General features: G+C 70.1%; 17 protein-coding genes. 13 read left to right on the forward strand and 4 right to left on the reverse strand.

The genetic code is table 11. The annotated features are described in order from the left end of the window. Nucleotides 1-52 precede the first annotated feature (52 nt). Genes ACYVIP_RS12565 through ACYVIP_RS12585 form a run of 5 tightly spaced genes read left to right on the forward strand, consistent with a single transcriptional unit; the run spans nucleotide 53 to nucleotide 6,501 of the window. Complete coding sequence (locus tag ACYVIP_RS12565) at nucleotides 53-1,351, forward strand: D-tagatose-bisphosphate aldolase, class II, non-catalytic subunit (RefSeq protein ID WP_460395490.1); 1,299 nt, start codon at nucleotides 53-55, stop codon at nucleotides 1,349-1,351. Then, nucleotides 1,348-2,448, forward strand: coding sequence for an SIS domain-containing protein (locus ACYVIP_RS12570; RefSeq protein ID WP_460395492.1), 1,101 nt, complete (start codon nucleotides 1,348-1,350; stop codon nucleotides 2,446-2,448). Before ACYVIP_RS12565 ends, ACYVIP_RS12570 begins: the two co-directional genes overlap by 4 nt. Next, the gene (locus tag ACYVIP_RS12575) at nucleotides 2,432-3,442 is read left to right on the forward strand and encodes an N-acetylglucosamine kinase (protein WP_460395494.1); all 1,011 of its coding nucleotides are present in this window, start codon (nucleotides 2,432-2,434) and stop codon (nucleotides 3,440-3,442) included. The genes ACYVIP_RS12570 and ACYVIP_RS12575 overlap by 17 nt, the downstream gene beginning before the upstream one ends. Then, nucleotides 3,435-4,394 (forward strand): DMT family transporter, encoded by a 960-nt coding sequence (locus ACYVIP_RS12580; protein ID WP_460395496.1) that lies wholly within the window; start codon nucleotides 3,435-3,437, stop codon nucleotides 4,392-4,394. Before ACYVIP_RS12575 ends, ACYVIP_RS12580 begins: the two co-directional genes overlap by 8 nt. A gap of 31 nt (nucleotides 4,395-4,425) precedes the next feature. Then, complete coding sequence (locus tag ACYVIP_RS12585) at nucleotides 4,426-6,501, forward strand: glycoside hydrolase family 36 protein (protein WP_460395498.1); 2,076 nt, start codon at nucleotides 4,426-4,428, stop codon at nucleotides 6,499-6,501. 25 nt (nucleotides 6,502-6,526) lie between these two features. On the opposite strand, the gene ACYVIP_RS12590 is transcribed toward ACYVIP_RS12585, so the two are convergent. Continuing rightward, nucleotides 6,527-9,454, reverse strand: a complete 2,928-nt coding sequence (locus ACYVIP_RS12590; protein ID WP_460395500.1) for a S8 family serine peptidase — start codon at nucleotides 9,452-9,454, stop codon at nucleotides 6,527-6,529. Between the two features lie 137 nt (nucleotides 9,455-9,591). Beyond that, complete coding sequence (locus tag ACYVIP_RS12595) at nucleotides 9,592-10,569, reverse strand: SMP-30/gluconolactonase/LRE family protein (protein WP_460395502.1); 978 nt, start codon at nucleotides 10,567-10,569, stop codon at nucleotides 9,592-9,594. Between the two features lie 240 nt (nucleotides 10,570-10,809). On the opposite strand from ACYVIP_RS12595, the gene ACYVIP_RS12600 reads away from it, so the two are divergent. From ACYVIP_RS12600 to ACYVIP_RS12625, 6 genes are all read left to right on the forward strand, one after another. Then, a complete protein-coding gene (locus ACYVIP_RS12600; RefSeq protein WP_460395504.1) occupies nucleotides 10,810-11,487 on the forward strand; it encodes a hypothetical protein in 678 nt (225 codons plus the stop codon). A gap of 188 nt (nucleotides 11,488-11,675) precedes the next feature. Beyond that, complete coding sequence (locus ACYVIP_RS12605) at nucleotides 11,676-12,062, forward strand: ectoine synthase (RefSeq protein WP_460395506.1); 387 nt, start codon at nucleotides 11,676-11,678, stop codon at nucleotides 12,060-12,062. Nucleotides 12,063-12,106: 44 nt separating this feature from the next. Continuing rightward, nucleotides 12,107-13,612: a class I adenylate-forming enzyme family protein gene (locus ACYVIP_RS12610; protein ID WP_460395508.1), complete on the forward strand. Its 1,506-nt coding sequence runs from the start codon at nucleotides 12,107-12,109 to the stop codon at nucleotides 13,610-13,612. 8 nt (nucleotides 13,613-13,620) lie between these two features. Continuing rightward, nucleotides 13,621-14,613 carry a hypothetical protein gene (locus tag ACYVIP_RS12615; protein ID WP_460395510.1) on the forward strand — a complete coding sequence of 331 codons (993 nt, stop codon included), beginning with the start codon at nucleotides 13,621-13,623 and terminating at the stop codon, nucleotides 14,611-14,613. After that, nucleotides 14,606-15,727, forward strand: coding sequence for an acyl-CoA dehydrogenase family protein (locus ACYVIP_RS12620; protein ID WP_460395512.1), 1,122 nt, complete (start codon nucleotides 14,606-14,608; stop codon nucleotides 15,725-15,727). Before ACYVIP_RS12615 ends, ACYVIP_RS12620 begins: the two co-directional genes overlap by 8 nt. After that, nucleotides 15,727-16,986 carry an MFS transporter gene (locus tag ACYVIP_RS12625; protein ID WP_460395514.1) on the forward strand — a complete coding sequence of 420 codons (1,260 nt, stop codon included), beginning with the start codon at nucleotides 15,727-15,729 and terminating at the stop codon, nucleotides 16,984-16,986. The genes ACYVIP_RS12620 and ACYVIP_RS12625 overlap by 1 nt, the downstream gene beginning before the upstream one ends. Here ACYVIP_RS12625 and ACYVIP_RS12630 read toward each other — a convergent pair. After that, a complete protein-coding gene (locus ACYVIP_RS12630; protein ID WP_460395516.1) occupies nucleotides 16,949-19,999 on the reverse strand; it encodes a S8 family peptidase in 3,051 nt (1,016 codons plus the stop codon). The two genes, ACYVIP_RS12625 and ACYVIP_RS12630, sit on opposite strands and share 38 nt — an antisense overlap. Nucleotides 20,000-20,708: 709 nt before the next feature. Between ACYVIP_RS12630 and ACYVIP_RS12635 the strand changes: the two genes are divergently transcribed. After that, nucleotides 20,709-21,242 carry a hypothetical protein gene (locus tag ACYVIP_RS12635; protein ID WP_460395518.1) on the forward strand — a complete coding sequence of 178 codons (534 nt, stop codon included), beginning with the start codon at nucleotides 20,709-20,711 and terminating at the stop codon, nucleotides 21,240-21,242. Continuing rightward, entirely contained in the window at nucleotides 21,233-21,802 is a 570-nt protein-coding gene (locus ACYVIP_RS12640; protein WP_460395520.1) for a hypothetical protein, read from the forward strand. The genes ACYVIP_RS12635 and ACYVIP_RS12640 overlap by 10 nt, the downstream gene beginning before the upstream one ends. Nucleotides 21,803-21,816: 14 nt before the next feature. Here the strand turns inward: ACYVIP_RS12640 and ACYVIP_RS12645 are convergent, their stop codons facing one another. Further along, nucleotides 21,817-23,118 carry a metal-dependent hydrolase family protein gene (locus ACYVIP_RS12645; protein ID WP_460395522.1) on the reverse strand — a complete coding sequence of 434 codons (1,302 nt, stop codon included), beginning with the start codon at nucleotides 23,116-23,118 and terminating at the stop codon, nucleotides 21,817-21,819. Nucleotides 23,119-23,204 lie beyond the last annotated feature (86 nt).

A 23,204-nucleotide genomic window follows, 5' to 3' on the forward strand; every position in this document is an offset into this window, starting at 1 on the left:
ACCAGTATCAGGTTTATTGCAGACCAGTCGGCGCGTCCCTACTTTTCGCGACATGACTTCACTGCGCGAACGGCTCGCCAGGCACCGCGCCGGCACGGCCGTCGGCGTGACCTCCGTGTGTTCGGCGCATCCCCTGGTCATCGAGGCGGCCGCCATCCAGGCGATGGCCGATGACGGCGTGTTGCTGGTCGAGGCGACGTCCAACCAGGTGGACCAGTACGGCGGCTACACCGGTATGCGGCCGGCCGACTTCGCCGCGCTGGTGCACGGGATCACCGACGGGGTGGGCTTGCCGCGCGCGCGGGTCACCCTCGGCGGGGACCACCTGGGACCGCAGCGCTGGCGAGATCTCGGGCAGGCGGAGGCCATGGACCGGGCCGAGGTCCTGGTGGCGGCCTACGTCCAGGCCGGGTTCACCAAGATCCACCTGGACTGCGGCACGGCCTGCGCTGGCGACCCGGTCCCGCTTCCCGGCACCCTGGTCGCCGAGCGGGCCGCCCGGCTCGCCCTGGTGGCCGAGAAGACGGCCGCCGACCTGTCCGCCGACGTGCCCGCCGACCTCGGCTACGTGATCGGCACCGAGGTCCCGGCGCCCGGCGGGGCGCGGGAGACGATCGAGTCACTCACCCCGACCACCCCGGTGGCCGCGCGGGCGACGGTGGCCGAGCACCGTGCGGCGTTCGCGGAAGCCGGCGTCGGCCAGGCGTGGGAGCGGGTGCTCGCGCTCGTGGTGCAGCCGGGCGTCGAGTTCGACCACGTCCAGGTGTTCGACTACGCGCCGGCAGCGGCATGGAGCCTGAGCGAGGTGGTCACCGAGTACCCCGGTCTCGTGTTCGAGGCGCACTCCACCGACTACCAGACCCGCGACGCGCTGGCCCGGTTGGTGCGCGACCACTGGGCCGTCCTCAAGGTGGGCCCGGGGCTGACGTTCGCGCTGCGGGAGGCGTTGTTCGCGTTGGCGGCGATCGAGGAGGAGCTGGTCCCCGGCACGGAGCGGTCGCGCCTCGGGGACGCGCTGGAGGCGGCCATGGTGGCCGACCCCGTGTGGTGGGCGGGGTACCACGACGGCGATCCCGCTCAGCAACGGCTGGCCCGCCGCTACAGCTACAGCGACCGGTCGCGGTACTACTGGCCGCGGCCGACGGTCTCCTCGGCGGTGGCGCGGCTGTTCCACAACCTCGACACGACCGGCATTCCGCTGCCACTGCTGAGCCAGCACCTCCCCGGCCAGTACCGGCGGGTGCGCACCGGCGAGCTGTCGCGGTCGGCGCGCGCACTGGCCATCGACCACGTCCGCGACGTGCTGCGCGACTACGCCTACGCGTGCGGCGAGCGGGCGGCCGCGGCATGACCGGGGACCGGTGGACCGCTCGCGAGATCGCCCAGCAGCCGGCGGTCTGGCGCACGCTCGCGGACTCCCTGACCGGGGACAGGCAGCGGATCGACGCGTTCCTCGCGCCCCTGCTGGCCCGCGACGACCTGCGGATCGTGCTCACCGGCGCCGGCACGTCGGCGTTCGCCGGACAGATCCTCGCCCCCGGGCTGTCGCGGGCGCTGCGCCGCCGGGTGGACGCGGTCGCCACCACGGACCTGGTGAGCAACCCCCGCGAGCACCTGGCCGAGGACACCCCGACGCTGCTCGTCTCCTTCGCGCGCTCCGGCGACAGTCCCGAGTCGCTGGCCGCGATCCAGCTCGCCGACGAGGTGCTGACCGAGTCCTGGCAGCTGGTCCTCACCTGCAACCCGGACGGGCGGCTGTACCGGACGACCGGCGGAGACCGCAGCCTCGCCGTGCTGATGCCCGACGGCACCAACGACCGCGCCTTCGCCATGACCTCCAGCGTCACCAGCATGATGCTGGCCGCGCTGACCGTGCTGGGCGCGCGTCCGGACGTCGCGCTGCTCGCCGAGGTCGCCGCGGCCGCCCTGCCGGAGCTGGCCAAGCGGGCGCGGGTACTGGCCGAGCACGGCGCGGACCGGTTCGTCTACCTCGGCAGCGGCGCGCTGGCCGGGCTCGCCCGCGAGTCCGCGTTGAAGCTGCTCGAGCTGACGGCGGGCCGGGTGGTGAGCTACTTCGAGTCGTCGATGGGGTTCCGGCACGGCCCCAAGTCCGTGCTCGACGACACCACGGTGGCCATCGTCTACCTGTCCAACGACCCCTACACGCGCCGCTACGACCTCGACATCGCCCGCGAGCTCCGCGCGACCCTGCCCGACGGGCAGGTGATCACCATCGGCTGCCGGGACGACGCCGAGGAGGAGACCTGGTCCTTCCCCGGCCTCGGGCACCTGCTCGACGCCACCGTCGCGCCGGTGCTCCTGCTGGCCGCCCAGCACGTCGCCCTGGCCACCTCGCGCGCGCTCGGGCTCGACCCGGACAACCCGTTCCCGGCCAACGAGGTGAACCGGGTGGTGAAGGGAGTCACGATCCATGCCCTCGACGACTGACGCAGGCGTGTTCCTCGGCGTGGACGGCGGCGGAACCAAGACCGCGTTCGCGCTGCTGACCGGGGACGGCGAGCTGCTCGCCACCGCGCTCGCCCCGAGCAGCTACTACCTCGGGCACAGCGTCGACCTGGTCGAGGAGGTCCTGCGCGCCGGCGTCGCGTCGGTGTGCGGGCAGGCCGGCATCGCCCCGGCCGACATCGGCCACGCGTTCGTCGCGCTCCCCGGCTACGGCGAGGTGAGCGCCGACCTCGAGACGCTGAACGCGATCCCGGGCCGGGTGTTCGGCCACCAGCGCTACCGCTGCGACAACGACATGGTCGCCGGCTGGGCCGGGTCGCTCGGTGCCGTCGACGGCGTCAACGTGATCGCCGGGACCGGATCCATGACCTACGGCGAGCGCGCCGGCCGTGGGCTGCGCGTCGGCGGTTGGGGCGAGCTGTTCGACGACGAGGGCTCGGCCTACTGGATCGCGATCCGCGGGCTGAACGCGTTCGCGCGGATGTCCGACGGCAGGCTGCCCGCCGGGCCGCTGCGCGCGCACCTGACCGCCGACCTCGGGCTCGCCACCGACCTCGACCTCGTCGACGTGGTGCTCAACCGGTGGCAGGGCGACCGGATGAAGGTGGCGGCGCTGGCCAGGGTCGTCACCTCGGCCGCGGCCGAGGGCGACACCGCGTGCGTCGCGATCCTCCGCGAGGCGGGCCTGCGGCTGGCGGAGCTCGTGCTGGCCACCATCGACCGGCTCGGCTACGCACCCGGTGAGATCGTCCCGGTGTCGTGGTCGGGCGGCGTGTTCACCAGCGAGCAGGTGCGCGCGGCGTTCCGCGACCGCCTCGATGGCGCACCGGTGGACCTGCGCCTCCCGCTGCTCCCGCCGGTCCTTGGCGCCGCGCTGTACGCGGCCCGGCTGTCCGGCCGGCCTCTGCGCACCGAAGCCGTCGACCGGCTGCGGACCCGTGCGACCACCGTTCCCCAAGGAGGCGACGATGCCTGACCCCACCAGGACCCGCGGTGGCAACCGCTGGATCCCCTACGCCGGACTGCTCGTGCTGTTCTGGGGAGTGTGGGGAGCGTTCTCGGGCGCGCCGACCTCGTTGTACGACTATCCCAACGAGATGGTGTACATCCTGTGGGCGTTCACGATGATCATCCCGGCCGTGGTCGCCATGCGCGGTCAGCGGTTCGACCGGCGGCCCGTCGCGGCGGCCTACGGCCTCGTCGTCGGCCTCACCGGAGCAGGCGGCCAGCTCGTGCTGTTCAAGGCCCTCACCATCGGCCCCGCGTACCTGATCTTTCCGCTCATCTCGATCTCGCCCGCGATCACCGTGTTGATGGCGGTGGCGATCCTGCGGGAACGCATCCGTCCACTCGCGACAGTCGGCGTGGTCGCCGCGCTCGCCTCCGTCGTCCTGTTCAGCGTCAGCGGCGATGCGGGTGACGCCGCCACCGGACCGTGGCTGATCCTGGCGCTGATCGTCATGGTCGCGTGGGGTGTCCAGGCCTACTACATGAAGAAGGCCGCCACCGTCGGCGTGCCCGACGCGACGACCTTCGCGTGGATGACCATCAGCGGGCTGCTGCTCGTGCCGGTGGCGTGGTTCATGATGGGGGACTTCCCCGGCGACGCGCCATGGCAGGCCCCGGCCCTCACGCTCGGCACCCAGCTGCTCAACGCCGTCGGCGCACTGTTCCTGGTGATGGCCCTGTCCCGGGGCAAGGCCAGCATCGTCGCGCCGGTGACCAACGCGCTCGCGCCCGTCCTCACGATCATCCTCTCGCTGATCGTCTACCAGACCGTGCCGTCGGTGTACGGGTTCATCGGCATCGTCCTGGCCATCGGCGGCTCGACCCTCATGGTCTACACGGACGAGGCCGACACCGGCACCGCGGTCACGAGCGGCGCCGGTCCCACGAAGGGTTCCGCGCTGCCCACCGACCGATCCTGACGCCCGAACCCGCGACGAAGGGGAGTTCGACATGACCGACATGAAGCGGCGAACCGTACTGAAGGTGGCGCTGGGAGGTGCCGGCCTGGCCGCCGTGCCCGCGCTGGCCGGCGGCGGCACGGCGGCGGCCACCCCGAAGCGCGGCCGCGGACCCCACCTCGTCGGGGTGGGCGACCCGTCCATCACGGTGGAGTTCGACGACCAGCTGCGCAGCCGGGTGTCCTTGCTGGGCAACGGGGTCACCCGGTTCGACGCGAGCGAGGTCCTGCTGCTCGGCGACCGGACGATCGACACGTTCGCCTACCGCGACCACCGGACCCGCGAGACCTGGCACCCCCGGCACGGCGCGGGCGTCCGGGTGACGATCCGGGGCGACGCCGAGGCGGGCGTGCGCAAGACCGTCGAGCTGACCTCCTTCCGGCGGCTCGCCGGGATGGTGGTCATGAAGGTGACCTACACCAACCGGTCCGGTGCCGTGCTGGACGTCACCGGGTGGCGCAACGGCGCCCACGAGCTGCTGGACGCACCGGACGGTTTCCACACCTTCTCCGGCACCACCCACGAGGACCGCCGGGACTGGGTACAGCCGATGCCCGACGGGTTCGCGCAGGAGAACTCGCTGGGGATGGACGCCTCCGACTACGGCGGCGGCACTCCGCTGGCGACCGTCTGGCGCCGGGGCGCCGGTCTGTCCGTCGGCCACGTCGAGCCCGTCGCCAGGATCCTGCGCCTGCCCGTGCGCAGAACGGCTGGCGGTGCGCGCATCGCCGTCGAGGGCGACACCCCCGTCGCCCTGCGGCCGGGCGGTCAGTTGACCACCGACAGCACGTTCCTGACCGCCCACGAGCGCGACCATTTCGTGCCGCTGCAACGCTATCGGGCCTACCTGGGTGACCTCGGCCAGCGCGCCCCCGCGACGCCGGCCGCCGCGGTCGAGCCCATCTGGTGCGCCTGGGGCTACGAACGCGGGTTCACCGTCGAGCAGATCGTTGGCACGCTGCCCAAGGTGGTCGAGGTCGGTCTCAAGTGGGCGGTCCTGGACGACGGCTGGCAGACCAACGAGGGCGACTGGGACATCAACGTCGAGAAGTTCCCGCGCGGCGAAGCGGACATGCGGGCGTTCACCAAGCAGATCCGGGACGCGGGGCTGCGGCCGCGACTGTGGTGGGCGCCGCTGGCTGCCGATCCCGAGAGCAACCTGTACCGGCAACGCCCCGACATGCTGTTGCTGGACCAGGACGGCAACAAGCAGGACGTCACCTGGTGGGACGCCTACACGCTGTGCCCGGCCTACCAGCCAACCGTGGACTACTTCGTCGGGCAGGCAAGGAAGTTCATCCGCGACTGGGGCTACGAAGGGCTCAAGATCGACGGCCAGCACCTCAATGCCGTCCTGCCCTGCCACAACCCGGCGCACGGGCACGCCCGCCCCGAGGAGTCGACCGAAGGCGTGGCGCGGTTCTGGAAGGCGGTGTACGAGGCCGTGCACAAGGCGAACCGCGACGCCGTCGTGGAGCTGTGCCCGTGTGGCACGGCCTTCGCCTTCCACAACCTGCCCTACGTCGACCAGTACCCGTCCTCGGACCCGTTGTCGTCCTACCAGGTCCGCACCAAGGGCAAGACCATGAAGGCGCTGATGGGTCCTGGCAGCAGCTATGCGGGCGACCACGTCGAGCTCAGCGACGGCGGCGACGACTTCGCGTCCAGCTACGGCGTGGGCGCGGTGTTGTCGACCAAGTTCACCTACCCCCAGGCCTCGCCGGACGACCCGTACGTGCTCACCCCGGAGAAGGAGGTTCGCTGGCGCACCTGGATCGGCCTGTACCAGAAGAACATGCTGTCCACCGGCCAGTACCGGGGCGAGCTGTACGACATCGGTTTCGACAAGCCAGAGACGCACGTCATCGCCAAGAACAACACCCTGCACTACGCCTTCTACGCCGACCGCTGGGACGGGACGGTCGAGCTGCGCGGCCTCGGCCGGGGCCGGTACCGCCTGACCGACCCCGTCACCGACGCCCCGCTCGGCATCGTCGATGCCCGGCACAACACCGTGCGGCTGACCTTCGAGCGGTTCCAGATGATCGTGGCTCAGCCGATCGGCTGACCTGATCCGCCGAGGCGCGCCCGGGTCAGGATGGACCGGCCCGGGTCGCCCCGGCCAGCGGCTTGAGTGCCGCCGGGCGGGTGACGACCGAGGCCTGGACCCGGAACGAGCTCGACAGGTGCCCGACGGTGAGCGGGTACGTGCCAACGGAATCAGGCGTGATCGTCCAGCGCACGGTGGTCGACGCGCCCGCGGCCAACGTCACCGGGGTGACCGCGAACGGCTCGCCGCGGACCGTCAGCTCGGCGTCGTACGTGCCGGCCGAACTGCCGACGTTCGTCACCCGCACCGTGACGTCGACCGGCTCGCCGACCTGAACGGCCTCCTGGCTGACGGTCAGGTCGTACGGGGCGAAGTGCGGCGCGCCGGCGGGCGGTTCGGGTGCCGCCCAGTCGATCGCGTTGTGGAAGATCTCCTTCGCGTCGGGCGTCCAGGAGGCGGGGTCGGCCCCGTGCATGGACAGCAGTACGTGCCGGTTGTTGGCGCGTTGGTCGATGGCGACACCGCCGCCGGCGATGCCGGTGTTGCGGCCCAACGCGCCGATGATCCGCCGGCCGTCGCCCTCGTAGCCGGCGAACCAGGCGGCCCATTTCGGCAGTGGCGAGTCGGCCGGGGCCAGCATCACGAGGTCGCCGACCTCGCGGTCCCCGAAGATGGGGTGTGCCTCGGTGACCTCGTAGCGCAGGTCCTCGCCGTCGATCCAGCCCGCGGTCGACCAGGTTCCCTCTGGCTGGCCGGTGTGCCTGGACAGCTGGCCAACGCCGTTGAGGGTGCCGGTGGCGTGGTCGAGGAAGAGCACCCCCGCGCCACTCTCGTCGGTGGCATCCAGCATCGCCTGGAACCGCGCCGCGTTGTAGTTGCCCCCGCTGGTGTTGTAACCGATCACCACGACGGGGTGTCGTGCGGCCCGCTCGAGCTGGTCGTAGGAGTAGACGGTCGCCGGGATGCCCGCCGGGGTGAACACGTGGTCCAGGTACTCCTGGGCGTCGGACTCGGCGCTGGCCACGACGGCCACCGACGGCGGTCGCTGGCCAAGGGCGAAGTTCACCGTGGTCGACTCGTCGGCGGTGACGGTGACCGCGCTCGGGTCCGGTGCGGCGAAGGACGGGTGGTCGACCTCGACGGAGTAGGTGCCAGCCGGGACGAGTGGGATCGTGTACCGCCCGTCCGCGCCGGTGGTCGCGGAGATGTCCCGTGGCACGCCGAGGACGCGGACGGTCGCGCCCGGCACACCGTGGCCGGACTCGGTGAACTCCACGGTGCCGGTCAACTGTCCACTGGGGACATACTGGAGCGGGACGGCGACCGGCGCGAAGGAGTTCTCCTGGACGACCACGTCGGACACCGCCGCGTTCTCGAAGCCGAACGCGGACACCGCCAGTTTGTAGGCGCCCGGCGCGAGGCGGGCGCTGAACGTGCCGTCCGCGTTGGTGGTCACCGTGCGGTTGCCCGGCGAGACGACGACCGTCGCGTCGCCGACCGGAGCGCCGGTGGCGCCCGCGGTGACCGTGCCGGTGATCCCGGAGCGCACCACGACCCGCGCGGTGGCCTCGTAGGCGTTGATCCGGCCGTGCCCGAACCGGGTGTCCGGCCGGTCCGGCGAGTTGCGGTCGTCCCAGAACGACGTGCCGGCGAGCGCGGCGAACAGCTCGTCGACGGACAGGTCGGGCGCGGCGGAGCGCATCAGCGCGGCCGTGCCCGCGGTGTGCGGGGTGGCCATCGAGGTGCCGGAGAGCGTGCCGTACCCGCCACCCGGGTCGGCGGAGTACACGTCGACCCCGGGCGCGGAGATGTTGGGCTTGACCCAGGTGTCCGGCCAGTCGCTCGGCGGTGCGGTCCACTGGTCCTTGCGAACCACGGCGCCACAGGAGAACGAGGCGACGTTGTCCGACGAGTCCGTGGCGCCGACGGCGACCGCCTCGTACACGTTGCCGGGGCTCGCGGTGCCCGCAGTGCCACAGTTGTTCCCGATGGCGATGACCGGGACGATGCCCGCGGCCAGGATGGCGCGTGTCGGCGCGATCATCTCGTCGAGGAAACCGTTGCTGCCCAACGACATCGACACGACGTCCGGCGGTGAGCCCGCCGGTTTGCCATTGATGTCGGTCGGTGCGACGGACCACTGCATGCCGGCCATGACCTGCGCGAACGAGCCGCGGCCGTTGGGGATGATCAGGCCGTGCAGGTACTTCGCGTCAGGTGCGACGCCGATCGCGGTGCCCGAGGTGTCGCCGCCGACCACGGTGCCGGTCACGTGCGTGCCGTGCGCCGCCGTGTCCCGAGGCAGGGTGTCGACCCGCCGCCCGGTGTTGTCGAACTCCGCCCAGCCGCCGGGGTGTTTGGGGTCGCGGGCGTTGGTGGTGAACATCTTGCCGGCCAGGTCGGGATGGTTGATCGCCACGCCCGTGTCCAACACCGCGATCTTGGTGTTGGTGCCGGTGACGCCGAGGTCCTGCCAGGCCCGCGCGGCCTCGATCTTGTCCAGCCCCCAGGTCAGCGCCTGTGCGGTGACGTCCTCGGACGCCGTCACGTCCGGCAGGGTCAGCTCGAAGTTGGGGATCACGCGCTCGACACCGGAGGTTTCGGCAAGCGTGTCAAGGGTTTCCTGATCGGCCGGGAACTCGACGACGAGCATGTTGGTGAGCCACAACCGGTTCAGCACCCTGATGTCGTCGCTGGCCTCGAGGTGCGCCACGACCTCGGCCTGGCTGTCGGCCGCGTGCCGGCGCAGCGAGTCCATGACGGCGTCGTAGCCGCCGTCGTGCTCGGTGGTGTCGGACAACATCACCAGCGCCTGGACCGGCTCGCCATCGGCCGTGTCGTCGACCATGGCGACGAGCTCGGGGGCGATCGGCGCGGCGGACTGGGCCGCCGCGGTCGTCGCTGTGGTGACCGTGCCCGCCAGGCCGACGAGGACAGCGATCGTGGTCAGCCTGGCCACCGTGGATCTCATCCGGAAGAGCCGCATCAGTCCGCCCTCAGAAGAGTGTGAAATTTCAACCTTCTCCAAGCATGGTGGACGAGACGCCACGGTCAATGCTCTGTTCGGCCGCTACCGCGGTTGCCGGTTACCAGGCAGCGGAACGGAGTTCAGTAAGGCCAGCCGGGAACGTTCAGCTCGATGCGGTAAAGCCCGAAGTTCCCGGTGTTGCCACCGCTGGACGGCGTTCCCGACGTGATGTACAGGGTGGTCCGGTCGGGGCCACCGAACGCAACGTTGGTGGCGGCGCGGCCGGCCGAGATCGTGCCGAGGGGCTGACCGGCCGGTGAGAACACGTGGACCTGCCCGTCGCCGAAGGTGGCCTGGTAGACGTTCCCGGCGCAGTCGACCGTGCCGCCGTCGGTGCCGTCGAGTGCCGCGAAGTCGCTGCGTGGCCCGGTGCTGCCGTCCGCGTTGACGGGATACTGGTAGATCCTGCCGGAGGCGTTGCCGCCGACATAAAGGGTTCCGCCGTCCGGGGACAGCTCGATTCCGTTCGGCTGGCGGATCGTGTCGTCGATCAGCGTGGTGACACCGTTGGTGGTGCGGAAGACGCCGGTCCTGCCGGACATCTGGTCCGGACGGTTCGCGCGCTGGAAGTTCGGATCGGTGAAGTAGACCGTTCCGTTCGCGGCCACGGTGACATCGTTGGGCGAGTTGAACAGGAGTCCCTGGTAGTTCGCCGCGATCGTCGACCGCTGGCCGGTCGTCAGGTCGTACGAGGACAGGCTGCGCTGGTCATGGGTCGCCGCGACAACGGAGGTGCCGTCCCGGCTGATCGCCAACCCGTTGCTGCCCGCGTCCTCGATGAACGTGGTGAAGGTGCCCGTCGCCGGGGTGAACCGCAGGATGTCGGCGGGCTGGACGTTCTGCGAGCCGGTGCCGTCGTACATGTTGGACAGCAACAGGGTCTGCGTCGCGGCGTCCCAGGTCGGGCCCTCCAGGAAGTTGAACCCGTCCGCGATCTTGGTCGCGGTCGGGTTCGGGGAGGGCAGCGGAGGGTCGAAGGGTCCCTCGGGACATGGCCCGTCGATGGTCGCGGCGGAGGCGTTGGCGACGCTCGGCACTGTCAGGGCCAGGACGGCCATGACCATGGCGATCCTTCGAGGCTTCACTGCCACATGTCCTCCTCGGTGAGGAACTCGGACCCGGTTTGGGAGCGCTCCCACGTCGACTGTATCGAGATCGGCCCGCTGTGGGAACCATGTCGAACCAGCTCATGGCTCGGCTCGCTGTCCAGCCCGATAGGCTGGCGCGCGGCCGGCCGCCCGCCACGGTTTCGACCAGGGAACCGAGTCACGACGGACTCTCGCGGAAAGTGAAATGTCATGAATGCGTACCGATCTTACGAGACCCGCTGCAGGAGTGCCATCGAGGAGATCGACCGCGCCGAAAACCTCGAGCTCAACTACTCCCAGGTCGCCCCGGTCGACACCTGGAGAGGCGTGGCGGAGCCGGTCCTCACCGACCTCACGGAAAAACACGGTATCGATGCCGAGCCACTGCGGAGAAACTTCTTCGCACCGGATCGGATGCATGCCGTCTGGCGCTCGGACAGTGGCCCGCTCATGGTCGGTGAATTCTGCCTCAACCACATCCACCTGGCGATCAACAGGGCCTCCTTTCCGCCTGATGACTGGACCATGCCCGCGTCGGACAAGAATGTCCTCGGCTCCCTGCGTGTCATCGATACCGCACCGCAGGGCGGCTCGGGAGATATCGCCGGTCTACGTCTCGTCGAGGGTTCCGCGCCGGAGGTGTGGTTCTACGATGCGGGACTGCACCGCATCCACCGACTCGATCTCGGCTACGCCGAGTACCTCGACACGGTTTTGCTCACGAAGGGCACCACCGGCTGGCAGTACCTCTTTGCCGATGTTCAGCTCGGTGCCGCTGAGCTGAACACGCCCGCCAGCATGCTGGAAACCATGTTCGACACCTTTCCGACCGCGTTTCCGGACCATGACTACTCTGCGCTCCGGCAACGGTGGCAGGCTCGGCTGTGACCCGCCACGCACACATTCCCACGTACCCGCACGCGCCCGGCCACCGCCGGGACCGCGGTTGACCGGCGGCTGATCGACAGCCGGACCCGAATCCCTTGACAGGGCTGTCAGGTCACCGAATAATTCTTCCTGTCGACCCCAGTGCCGGGGGCTCGCCGAACGATAGGACGAGTACCTGGGGGTATTCTGTGCTGATCAGATCCCTGTCCGAGCTGGCGGGGTCGAAATACGAGGTCGACTGGGGTAACGGCACCAGTATGCGGCTGCTCACCGCGACCGACGGCATGGGCTTCACGGTCTGCCACACCGTGGTGCGGGCCGGGACCACGTCCTTCCTGGAGTACCGCGCGCACCTCGAGGCGTGCTATTGCGTCGCCGGTTCCGGGGAAATCGAGGACATGGCCGGGGTGGTGCACCGGATCACCCCCGGCACCCTTTACGCACTCGACAAATACGACCGGCACCACCTGCGGGCGGACCCGGATGCGAATATGATTCTGGTCAGCGTCTTTACCCCCGCGCTCGTGGGCACCGAACGGCATTCCCTGGATATTCTCGAAGCGTCGTCCTACTGATGCCGGCTGACCGCCATGACGTGCTACCCAGGTATTTTCACACGTTGTTCGACGAGCACGCGGCCAAGGTCGCAGACCGGGTCGCGGTCACCCTCGACGGCACCGAGGCCACCTACGGGTGGCTCGACGCCGCGGCCGAGCGGCACGCGGCCGCGCTGCGGGCCGTCGGGACGCGCCCGGGCGACCGCGTGGTGGTGTACGCGGAGCTGTCACTGGACGTGGTCGCCGCGGTGATCGGCATCCTCCGGGCGGGCTGCTGCGTGGTCACCACCCACCCGACGTTCCCGCGTCAGAAGCTCATCCACCAGATCGACGAGTCGGACGCGGCCGTGCTGGTCACCGACGGCGCCGAGGACGCGGCCGGGCTCCTCGCCGACACCGATCTCGACGCCGTCATCCGGGTCGGTGGCCCCGCCCACCACCGCCATCGGCCCGTCGGGCGCACTCGCCGAGACGCGGGCATCGAGGTCCGCGGCGACCTCGCGGCCCTGTTCTACACAACGGGTTCCAGCGCGGCTCCCAAGGCCGTGACGATCACCCACCACAACATGATCGCCGCGGTCGAGGCGGTCACCGGCTACCACGGCATCACCGCCGAGGACGTGATCCTCACCTTCGTGCCCATCGGCTCGGACTTCGGTTTCTACAACATCATGATGCCGCTGGCCGTGGGTGGTCGCGTCGTGCTCGGCAAGGGCGTGCCCGAGCACCCGGAGCAGCTCGTGCGGCTCATCGCCGAGCAGCACGTGACCGCCGTGCACGGCTTCCCGTCCGTGCTGGCCCTGCTCCGCCTGGCCGAGGGCCTCGACGAGCGGGCCGTGCCCTCGCTGCGCTACCTGTCCAGCACCGGTCAGCGGCTGCCCGTCGACCACATCCGCGCACTGCGCCGCGCTCTGCCGGGCGTGGCGCTGTACTCGATGTACGGCATGAGCGAGTGCAAGCGGATCTGCGCGCTGGCACCCGAGGAGATCGACCGGCGCCCGACCTCGGTCGGCACGCCGATCCCCGGTGTCCGGGCCTATCTCGTCGGCGACGACGGCGAGCTCGTCGAGGAACCCGGCGCGGTTGGCGAACTCGCCGTCGCGGGCGACCTGGTCATGCAGGGCTACTGGCGCAGGCCGGAACCGACCGCGCGGGTGCTGCGGGCCGGCCTGTTCGGCGAGGACCGGGTGCTGTTCACCGGTGACCTGTTCCGCCGCGACCCCGACGGGTACCTGTACTGGGTCGCCCGCCGGGACGACACGTTCAAACGAGGCATGTTCAACGTCAACCCCAACGAGGTCGAGGCCCGGCTGCGGGAGCATCCCGACGTCCTCGACGCGGTCGTGGTCGCCGCACCCGACGACCGCGAGGGCGAGGTCCCGGTGGCGTGCGTGGTGGCCCGCGCCGGCTCCGCGCTCGACGCCGGCGCGCTGGTGGCGCACTGCGCCGACCGGCTCGACTGGAACATGGTGCCCGCGTCGGTCGCGTTCCTCGACGCACTGCCACGAACGCCGTCCGGCAAGACCGACCGCCGCGCCCTGCGGCGCGACCTGAGACGACAGGGATGATCTGCCACGTGACGACATCAGACGGGACTTCGCCGGACACCCGCGAGTACGTGGCGGCCTCGTCGATGGTCGGGCTCGCCGACCACTTCGAGGCGCTGGCCACCGGCCGCGACCAGGTCCCGCGCACCCCGGTGCGCTCGACGATCCGCGACGCCATCGCCGACCCGCGCGAACTGGCCTACCAGGACGCGATGGTCGCCCATGCCGGACCGCTGTTCCACCACTTCCTGGCCAGCGTCCCCGGCATCCTGGAGGAGATGGCGCGGGTGGGGGTCGCGCTGGCGCGCCTGACCGCCGAGCGCGCCCGGCCAAGCACCTTCTACGAGGCCGACGCCTTCGACGGCACCAACGGCCGCACGCTGGCCGCCTTCGGTGGCGAGCTGATCACCACGCTGACCAGCTCGCCCAACAAGGCGAACGAGCCGTGGTTCCACCGCCACGCCGACCCGGCCCGCTCCCGCTACTTCGCCGACTCGCTGTTCCATCTCAGCCGCGCCACGCTGGCCGAACGCGCGGACCTGGCGCCGTTCCGCGACGGCGTGGACTTCCTCTACGAGACCGCGGCGTTCCAGTTCTACGGCCGCGACCGCGCCACGCAGCTCGCGCACGTCGCCGACCTGCTCAGGCCCGACGGTCTGGCCTTCTTCCTGGAGAAGCTCGACCACCCCGACCCCGAGGAGTACCAGCGCAGGGAACGGGTCAAGGACGAGGTCCACAAGGCCCGGTACTTCAGCCAGGAGGAGATCGAGCGCAAGCGGCGGCAGATGCTCACCCGGATGGTGCGGGGCCAGGTGGAGTTCGACGAGCTGGTCGGTGCGCTGGGGGAGCGGTTCGGTCACGTGTACCTGCTGTGGAACGGCACCAACTTCTACGAGTTCGTCGCCTCGGACGACGAGGGCGTGCTCGCCCGGTTCCTCGAGCTGTCGGGCACACCGCACATCCCGGACGGGTTCTGCTTCGAGGACCCGGTCGTCCGGCGGGTCGGCGGCGCACGTGGATAGCGCCGCGCTGGCCGAGGTCCGGAATCGGGTGGCCGCGCTGTCGGACCGCTGGCGGGACCGGGCACCCGCCGCGGAGCGGGCGCGCCGCCTGCCCGACGACACCGTCGCCGAGCTGTTCGACTCCGGGCTGCTGACCCTGGCCGTGCCGACGCGCCACGGCGGCGCGGGACTCGGCTGGCCCGCCGTCACCGAGGCGGCCCGGCTCGCCGCACGCGTCTGTCCCTCCACCGGTTGGGTCATCGGCCTCGGCGGTGGGCACGCCGCGATGGCCGGGCGGCTGCCGAGACGGGTGGGCGACGTGCTGTTCGCCCACCGTCCCCAGCGGGTCGTCGCCACGGCGTCGGCCACTTCCGACGGCCGCATCGTGCGGGGCGGGGACGGGTTCACCGTGACCGGCCGGTGGCGGTTCTGCTCCGCGATCGAGCACTCGGCGTGGATCATCCTCAATGGAGTGTGTGATCCCGGCCGGTCCGACGATGACCGCGTGCTGCTGCCGATCCCCGTCGCCGACGTGCGCGTCGAGGACGGCTGGCACGTGTCGGGCATGGCGGCCACCGGCTCCCGGGACATCGTCCTGGACGAGGTGTTCGTCCCAGCCGACCGGGCCGACTCGCCGGGCCGCTGCTTCGCCGCGCACTGGTCTGCCGACACCGCTCCCGCCGACTACCTCGGTGAGGTGCCGTTCCGGAACTACATGAACAGCTTCATCATCGGCCCGTTGCTCGGCTGCGCCGAGGCGGCCCTGGACGCCTTCGCCGCCACCGCCCGCCCCGCCCAGCGCGACGGCCTGACCGAGAGCGCCGCGGAACTCACCTGCGCTCGGCTCCTGTACGAGTCGCTGAGCACGATCCTGCACACCGCGGGGCTGGACCGCCGCGCCCTCACCACCGTCGAAGCCGCCACCTTCGAGCGCGACCGCGCCTACCTCGCCCGGCTGTGTGTACGGGCGGTGCACCGGCTGGTCCGGTTAGCCGGCACCGCCGCGCACTTCGACGACAACCTCATCGCCCGCCACTGGCGCGACCTGCAGATGATGGCCGCCCACCGCGACGTCGACTGGGCGCGCAACTCGCACGCCTACTCCGCCCTGCCCCTCGCGGGAGACCGCCCGTAGTGAACACGCTTGCCTTCCTGCGTGCGGACAAGCGCCCGCTCGCCGGCGGGTTCCTGCTGTTCCTGTTGTCCTGCTTCGGTCAGACCTTCTTCATCGCCCTGTTCAGCGACGACCTGCGCCGGGAGTACCGCCTGTCCCAGGGGGAGTTCGGTGGGGTCTACACGGCGGCCACCCTGGTGGCCGCGCTGTCCATGATCAGGTTTGGTCACCTGGTCGACCGCCACGCCGCGCGCCGGGTCGTGCTGGTCACCGCACCCCTGCTGGCCATCGGCGCGGTCACCATGGCGCTGTCGGCGCACGTGGTGGCGCTCTTCGCCGCGCTGGTCCTGTTGCGGTTCCTCGGTCAGGGCATGATGACCCACACCTCGTTCACCCTCATGGCCCGCTGGTTCACCCGCGAACGCGGCCGGGCGTTGTCCGTGGCCACCCTCGGCCTGAACACCGGCGAGGCCCTGTTCCCGCTGCTGGTGGTCGCCATGCTCGGCGGACTCGCCTGGCGGCAGGTGTGGTGGCCGGTCGCGGGTGTGGTGCTCCTGCTCGGCTGGGCGGTCGTGGCGCTGTTCGGCAGGGAACGTGTGGCGTCCGAGGAGACCGGTGCCGACGCCAACACACCCGCGCCGAGCTGGACGCGTGCCCAGGCGTTGCGCGACCCCAGCTTCTACCTGGTGGCCCTGGCCATGGCCGCGCCCGCCCTGATCGGCAACACGGTCTTCTTCAACCAGCTCCACCTCACCGGGATCCGCGGGTGGTCGATGGCCGCGACCGCGTCGGCGTTCACGGTCTACGCGCTCAGCACCGTGGTGTTCAACGTGGTCGGCGGCCACCTGGTCGACCGGCTCACCGCACTGCGCGCGGTGCCGTTCTTCCTGCTCCCGTTGGCATGCGGCCTGATATTGCTGTCCACTGTGGACGCCCAGTGGGGCCTGTTCGCCTTCATGGCCCTCTACGGGGTCACCAACGGCCTGTCCCTGACCATGTTCGGCGCGACCTGGCCGGAGATCTACGGCACCGCACACCTTGGCGCCATCCGTTCGGTGATCATGGCCGTCCTCGTCGTCGCCTCCGCCGTCGGCCCCGCCCTCAGCGGCGTCCTGATCGACACCGGTGTCAGCTATCCCACCCAACTCGCCGCCATGGCCGCCTACTGCCTCGCGGCCTCGGCCCTGATGCTCAGGATCGCCCCCCGCCTGCGCGCCCGCCCGGCCCCGCTCGCCGCTGAGATCACCGCAACAGGTAGGCCCGGATCACCGTCTGCGTGACCGTGTTGCCGTCCTGATCGGTCGCCGACACCCGCAGGGAGACTGACGACGCCCCGGCCGGATGGTCGAGCCTGGCGACCAGGTCCGGCGAGACCGGCGCTCGGCGCCAGGCCGAACCCTCGTCGTAGGACACCTCGACGGTCAGTTTCCTCGGCCGGACGGTCGCACCGGTCTCGTCCCGTACCTGTAGCGGCAGGAGGAAGGGGCGACCGGCCGGGGCCCTGCCGTTCGCGTCGAGCGTTGGCAGGAACCGGACCACGTTCAGCTCGATCGGCATGATCCCCGATTCGTCCATCTGGGACGAGGTGAACGTCCACTCGGCACTCACCGCCGTGGTCATGTCGAACAGCTCCGAGCGCGTCGCTTCCGTGGTGAGACGGTAGGTCCGCGGTCCAGCCGGCAGGTCGGTGAAGTAGCCGGAGGCGCACAACGGCGTCTCGCCGACCAACTCGTCGCCCAGGTACAGCCTGGTGTTCGCGCTCTCGGTCGACGAGTAGCTCGCGTTGTCGTCGGCGTCGGAGAACATCGGCAGGTCAACGTAGATTCCGTTGGCGTCCCGCCACATCCAGGGGAACTCCGCCGGTGGCGTGGCGGGACCGAACACCGGATGGTTGAACCGCTCGTGGTAAGTGCGGCCGGGTCGGTAGTCGTGCGCCCGCGCCGAGCGAAGGAAGGCGACCGGTCCGGCGTCCGAGGCGAGCAGCGAGACCGACGGCGCCCAGCGCACCCCGTCGGTGGTCAGGTACTCCTTGCGGGTGCCCGGTAACCGCGGAAACTCCACCGTGGGGACGAGAGCGTACGCGGGCCCCGAGAGCGGCTGCGGGAGCCACTCCAACTCCGCCGAACCGTCGGTCACCGCCCCCCGGCCGATCGTCGAGCGAACGGTGGCCAGCTCGTGCCGGCTCACCATCCTGGTGAACCCGGTCGGGAACTCGTCGAAGAACCACACGAGCCGGTAGAGCGCCTCGTCGGCACCGAGCCAGCCGGTGTTGACCCAGCCGTTCGTCTCGAGTCCTGGCGGCTCCTCGCCGATCCGCGCGGTGGAGATGGTGCTGAGGTCCAGGACCGACATGCTGGTGATCATGGAGCCCGTGCCAGGGCCGGTCTCGAACTGGACACCGACGTCGGCGTACTCCAGGGATGCCTCGACTGGTGGGGCGACGTTGATCGGCCTGGTGGTCGCGGCGTCCACGGTGACCGTGAGATCGCGGTCCAGCAGGAGACCCGGCTGCTGGATCCAGTTGGTGTGGCTGCCCTCCTCGGTGTACACGACGTGGTCGGCGAAGTAGCGGCTCTTGGGCAGGCGAACCGTCGCCGACCCGTCCTCGTCGTAGGGGAAGACCCACTTGCCGTTGTCCAGGTCTATCAGTGTCGTGAGGTAGTCGGCGGTGGGGGCGCCGTGCTCGTCGGTGTAGTTCAGCGTCAGCTCGTAGCTCTCCACCTCGCGGGTGACCACGACCGGCGTCCGGACCACGGACTCGTCCGACGTGGCGATGACCGTGCCGGAGTAGTGGCCGTCGCGCGTGCCGAGGGCGGTGTCGCCGGTGACCGTCACCGTCGCCTCACCTCGGCTGGGCACGGTGATCTGGTTCGCACTCAACGAGAACACCTCGCCCGCGACGGCGAGGTCCACTGTCACCGGGTCCTCGCCCAGGTTGCGGTAGGTGAGCGTCCGGCTCACCGGAGTGTCGTCGTCGTGCGGCCAGGCCACAGTGCCGAGGTGCAGGGACGCCGGTTCGGACACGACCGTCTGCGCCAGCGCACGCGCCACATCGACCCGACCAGCGCCCTGCTCGAACGCGTCGTAAGCCGGGTTGTGCCTGGCCGAGCCCGACAGCACAGCCTTGAGCTCCGTCGCGGTCAGGTCAGGGCGTTGTTGGGTCAGCAGCGCGGCGGCGCCCGCGACGTGTGGACTGGCCATGGAGGTGCCGGACTTCGCGGTGTAGCCGTCTGCCACCGGTGGTCCGCTGCTGCCGGCGGAGCTCATGGCGGCGACGATGTCCACGCCCGGTGCGGTGATGTCCGGCTTGATCACCCCGTCCCTCGGGGTGGGTCCTCGGCTGGAGTAGTCGCTGAGCGCGTCCGTGTGGTCGACGGCGCCGACGGTCAACGCCTCGGGAGCGCTGCCCGGCGTGCCGATGGGGCCGGCGTTGCCGGCGGAGACCACGAACAACGTGCCGTACCGCTCGGTCAGGGCGCTCAACGCCTGCTCTGTCGGGTCGATGGCGGTGGTGTCCGCGCCGCCGAGACTCATGTTGACCACGTCGGCGCCCTGCTCGGCCGCCCACTCCATACCGGCGATGATCCACGAGTCCTGGCCGAACCCGCTGTCGTTGAGCACCTTTCCGTCCATGACCGACGCACCGGGGGCGATGCCGCGGTACCTGCCACCCGATTTCGCACCGGTACCGGCCACGATCGACGCCACATGCGTGCCGTGGCCGCGCCTGTCGACGTTGTCCGGACTGTCGGTGAAGTTCTCCTCGTCGACCTCCCGATCGGCGAGGTCGGGATGGGTCTGGTCCACACCGGTGTCGAGCACCGCGACCGTCACACCTTCGCCCGTGTAGCCGGCATCCCACGCGGTAGGAGCGCCGATCTGCGCCGCACTACGGTCCAGGGTGGCCTGCTGTTGACCGTCGAGCCACACGGCCGACACCCCGGCGGCCATGGTTCCCGCACCGGTCAACGCGTCCCAGGCATCGCCCGCATCCGCTTTGTCCACCGCCACCGCTGTCCCGTTGATACTGGGCAGTTCCTGGGACATCGCGGCGTCGCTGATCCGGGGCGCCACCTGGCCGGCCGGATGAGTCACGATCAGCGGCACGGTGTCGCGCCGGGCGTCGTCATAACCGAACTCGAGCAGCGCGGTGATGTCGAATAATCGCCGGTCGAGCCGGCCGGCGGCGACCAGTCGCATGGCGTCCGACGGAATGACATAGGAGTGCCCACCCGCGACGAACCGGGAGAACGCCACCGACTCCCGCCCGGTTCCCGGACGTACGAATCTCACCGTTCCCTCGTGCACCGTGACTTGGTCACCGCTGATCAGCGTGACCGTGTCGGGACTACCTGTCTGCGGCGGGCTCGCACTCGCCGGTGCGGCGGCACCCGCTACCAGGGCGATGACGGCCAAGCCGGTCCCGTACTTGCCTAAGACATTCATCAATGGAATCTACATTTCCCGAACAGCGCTAACAACAACACATTCGGACGTCGGCGTTAGCCCGATTGGTCCCTGATGGGTCCTAACAGAATATTCTTTGGCTGTGGTTTGATCCTGGTGGTTGTTGATCTCCTGGTGGGGGTTGTGGTGGCTCAGCGCTGCCAGTGGATCCTGACACACCGTCAGGCGAACCAGGGGCCACCGGGCGAGTCTGTTGACCAGACCTGCATCGACCGGCGGCAACAGCCGGCAAGACGCAGAACCTGTTCTGATATCCAATTCACGTGGAGAACTCTTAATTCGAGCTGCACTCACAGGATGCCGGAGGGCCCAGACATCATCAAATGGTCGCCTGCCATGAGGCGTTCGACCGGATGAATCCTCGCAGACCTCTCGGCTCGGCTCACCGCTCTCCAATATGACGATGAGCTTGGGACGGCACCCGCTGGCCGCGCCCCAAGGTGCTCGACGACCAGGCCATGGCGGTCGTTCGGTTCGACCGACCGGGTCGCGCGGCTGGGGACCGGTCCCGGCCCAGTCGGGTCATGGTGTCCGGGTGAACCGGACAGTCGTCTACGCCGTGCTTGTCGGCATCGCTCTCGCGGGGTGCTCGCCCCCCGACGTCGCCTCCCCGCCCCCGACCTCCACCACGTCGCCGCCATCTGTGTCGCCCATGGAGAACTGGGTGTCACGGGTCTGCGTCGTGGAGTTGATGCACGCGCTCGACCCGGTCCTGTTACAGGCCCCGGCCACCGACGCCGACAGCCTGCCGGAGGCGAAGCGCCGCATGAGCCAGTGGACGACCGCGGTGGCCGACGGCGCCGCGACCATGGTCGCCGAACTCGGTGAGATCGGGCCGCCTCCCGAGGGCGACGAGCTTGTGAAGGCGTTCGACGAGCACCGCGGGCGTTACGCCGACCTCGCCGACGCCGCGGACGCCGGCCGCGTGCTCATCGACGCCGCGCGGGCGAAGGCCGACCTGGACACCGCGTCGACCGTCGTGCAGATCTCGATGCTGGCCGCCACCACCGGGCTGGAATTCAACCCCGCCTTCAGCGATCTGGCCGAGGAGAACCCGCTGTGCCAATGAACCGAGCCACCGTGATCTCCGTGCTGGTCACCGCCGTACTCGCGGCCGGCTGTGCCGCCGACCCCGTGAGCGCCCCGCCGCCGGCCACCAGCACGACCTCCACGACCCCGCCGCCGACGACCACCACGACCCCGCCGCCACCCGACCCGGCCGTCGCCTGGCTGGAACAGGTGTGCACCGAACTGCAAGGGATCCCGATCGGCGTGGCAGCGCCCGCACAGCCGGGCAACACGCTGGAGGATCTCAAGCGCGAGGGGGTCAACCTGATCGACGTGGTGCGCACGCCGCTCGCCGCGCTGGTCACCGAGCTCAATCGGATCGGTCCGCCGCCCTCACCGGCGCTGAGCGGTGCCTACGCCGACCTGCGTCGACCGCTCGACGGCCTGCTCAACCGGTTCAACACCCTCGCCGCCGACATCAAGGCCACCCAGCCGGGGGAACCGCTCGCGAGCCTCCCCGACCTGGCCACGATGGCCACCAACGCCTGGGACACCGCCCGCCAGGCGGTGCACATCGACCCGTCGCTGCGCCCGATCGCCGCGCAGACCACCAACTGCTAGCGAGGCAGGGGAACTCAGCCGAGAAGATTCTTGTAGATGCGGCCGTCCTTGATGATGACGACGAGGTTGTTGTCCGGGTCGCCCAGTACGGTGAGGTCCTGGGTGGGGTCGCCTTCGACGAGGAGAACATCGGCCCATGCGCCGACCTCGATCACCCCGAGACGACACGCCTTGTAGGGGTCGCGCTGCTTCGCGAGCCGGAAGAGAGCGGCGTTGCCGGACGTGGCGATCCTCAGCGCCTCAGTGGGGCTGAACCCGAAGTCGGTGGCCAGCCGGGTGAGCATCTCGTTCTGCAGGCTGGCCTTCTCGGGTTCGAGCAGCAGGTCGGTGCCGAAGGCGATGTTCGCGCCCACGTCCCGTGCCCAGGTGAAGGTGTTCGCAACGCCGGCGCAGACCTCCTGGTTCTTCTCGGTGTTCTCCACGTTGGCGTACTCGTGGTCACTCTCGAGGAAGGGCTGTGTGCTCAGCCAGACACCGTTGCTCGCCATCAGCTGGATGGTCTCGCTGCTGGCGGCGAGGTGGCCGTGTTCGATCGACTTGATGCCGGCTTCGATCGCGCGGTGGATACCGTCGTCGTTGTAGACGTGCGCGGACACGTAGGTGCCCCAGTCCTCGGCGGCTTCGACCGCGGCCCTGAGTTCGTCCGGCGTGTACTGGAGGACGTCCAGCGGGTCATAGGCGGACGACACCCCACCGCCCGCCATGATCTTGATCTGGGCGGCCCCCTTCTTCAGCTGTTCGCGCACCGCCGCCAGTACCTGGTCGCGGCCGTCGGCGACCCGCATGAAACCGATCTGCTCGGCCCGCGGGTGCTGCCCGCAGGTGAAGGTGGTCGCATCCTCGTAAATGGCGGAGAAATCACCGTGCCCGGAGGTCTGGGAGATCGCCGCCTGACTCGGGTAGACGCGCGGGCCGGGGAACATGCCGGAGTCCAGGACCCGCCGCAGCGAGTCGACGTCGCCGGCCATGTCCCGGACAGTGGTGAAGCCGCGCATGAGCATCCGCCCGGCCTCGGCGAGCGCGTTGTAGTAGTTCATTCCCGTGGCCCCGGTGATCAGCTCCGCCTGGGTCGTCCCGGCCGCGAAAAGGTGCACGTGCGCGTCACACAGGCCCGGTATGAGCACCCGCTCGCCGCCCTCGACGACCAACGCCTCCGGCCGCCTCTCTGGCCTGCCGATCGCCGCGATCCTTCGGTTCCGGATGAGTACCGACGTCGGCTCGGTCAGCGCGGCGTGGAGGTCGTCGTGGAGGTCGCCGGCGTTGAACACGCGGACGTTGTTGAGAAGAATCGGCGCGGAGGCCAGGTGTTGAGTCATGATCTTCCTTACGTCGCAGTGCTGATGACGGGATGTGTCGAAGTCCTCCGATGGCGTGGCGACCAGTTCACGTGGCTTTCGCGACG

This window comes from Actinophytocola sediminis, from assembly GCF_054779715.1.

What these genes read in the sequence shown, in the direction of transcription:
- ACYVIP_RS12565 (WP_460395490.1), top strand. Translation starts at nt 53, where the DNA reads ATGACTTCACTGCGCGAACGGCTCGCCAGGCACCGCGCCGGCACGGCC.
- ACYVIP_RS12570 (WP_460395492.1), top strand. Translation starts at nt 1,348, where the DNA reads ATGACCGGGGACCGGTGGACCGCTCGCGAGATCGCCCAGCAGCCGGCG.
- ACYVIP_RS12575 (WP_460395494.1), top strand. Translation starts at nt 2,432, where the DNA reads ATGCCCTCGACGACTGACGCAGGCGTGTTCCTCGGCGTGGACGGCGGC.
- ACYVIP_RS12580 (WP_460395496.1), top strand. Translation starts at nt 3,435, where the DNA reads ATGCCTGACCCCACCAGGACCCGCGGTGGCAACCGCTGGATCCCCTAC.
- ACYVIP_RS12585 (WP_460395498.1), top strand. Translation starts at nt 4,426, where the DNA reads ATGACCGACATGAAGCGGCGAACCGTACTGAAGGTGGCGCTGGGAGGT.
- ACYVIP_RS12590 (WP_460395500.1), bottom strand. Translation starts at nt 9,454, where the DNA reads ATGAGATCCACGGTGGCCAGGCTGACCACGATCGCTGTCCTCGTCGGC.
- ACYVIP_RS12595 (WP_460395502.1), bottom strand. Translation starts at nt 10,569, where the DNA reads ATGGCCGTCCTGGCCCTGACAGTGCCGAGCGTCGCCAACGCCTCCGCC.
- ACYVIP_RS12600 (WP_460395504.1), top strand. Translation starts at nt 10,810, where the DNA reads ATGAATGCGTACCGATCTTACGAGACCCGCTGCAGGAGTGCCATCGAG.
- ACYVIP_RS12645 (WP_460395522.1), bottom strand. Translation starts at nt 23,118, where the DNA reads ATGACTCAACACCTGGCCTCCGCGCCGATTCTTCTCAACAACGTCCGC.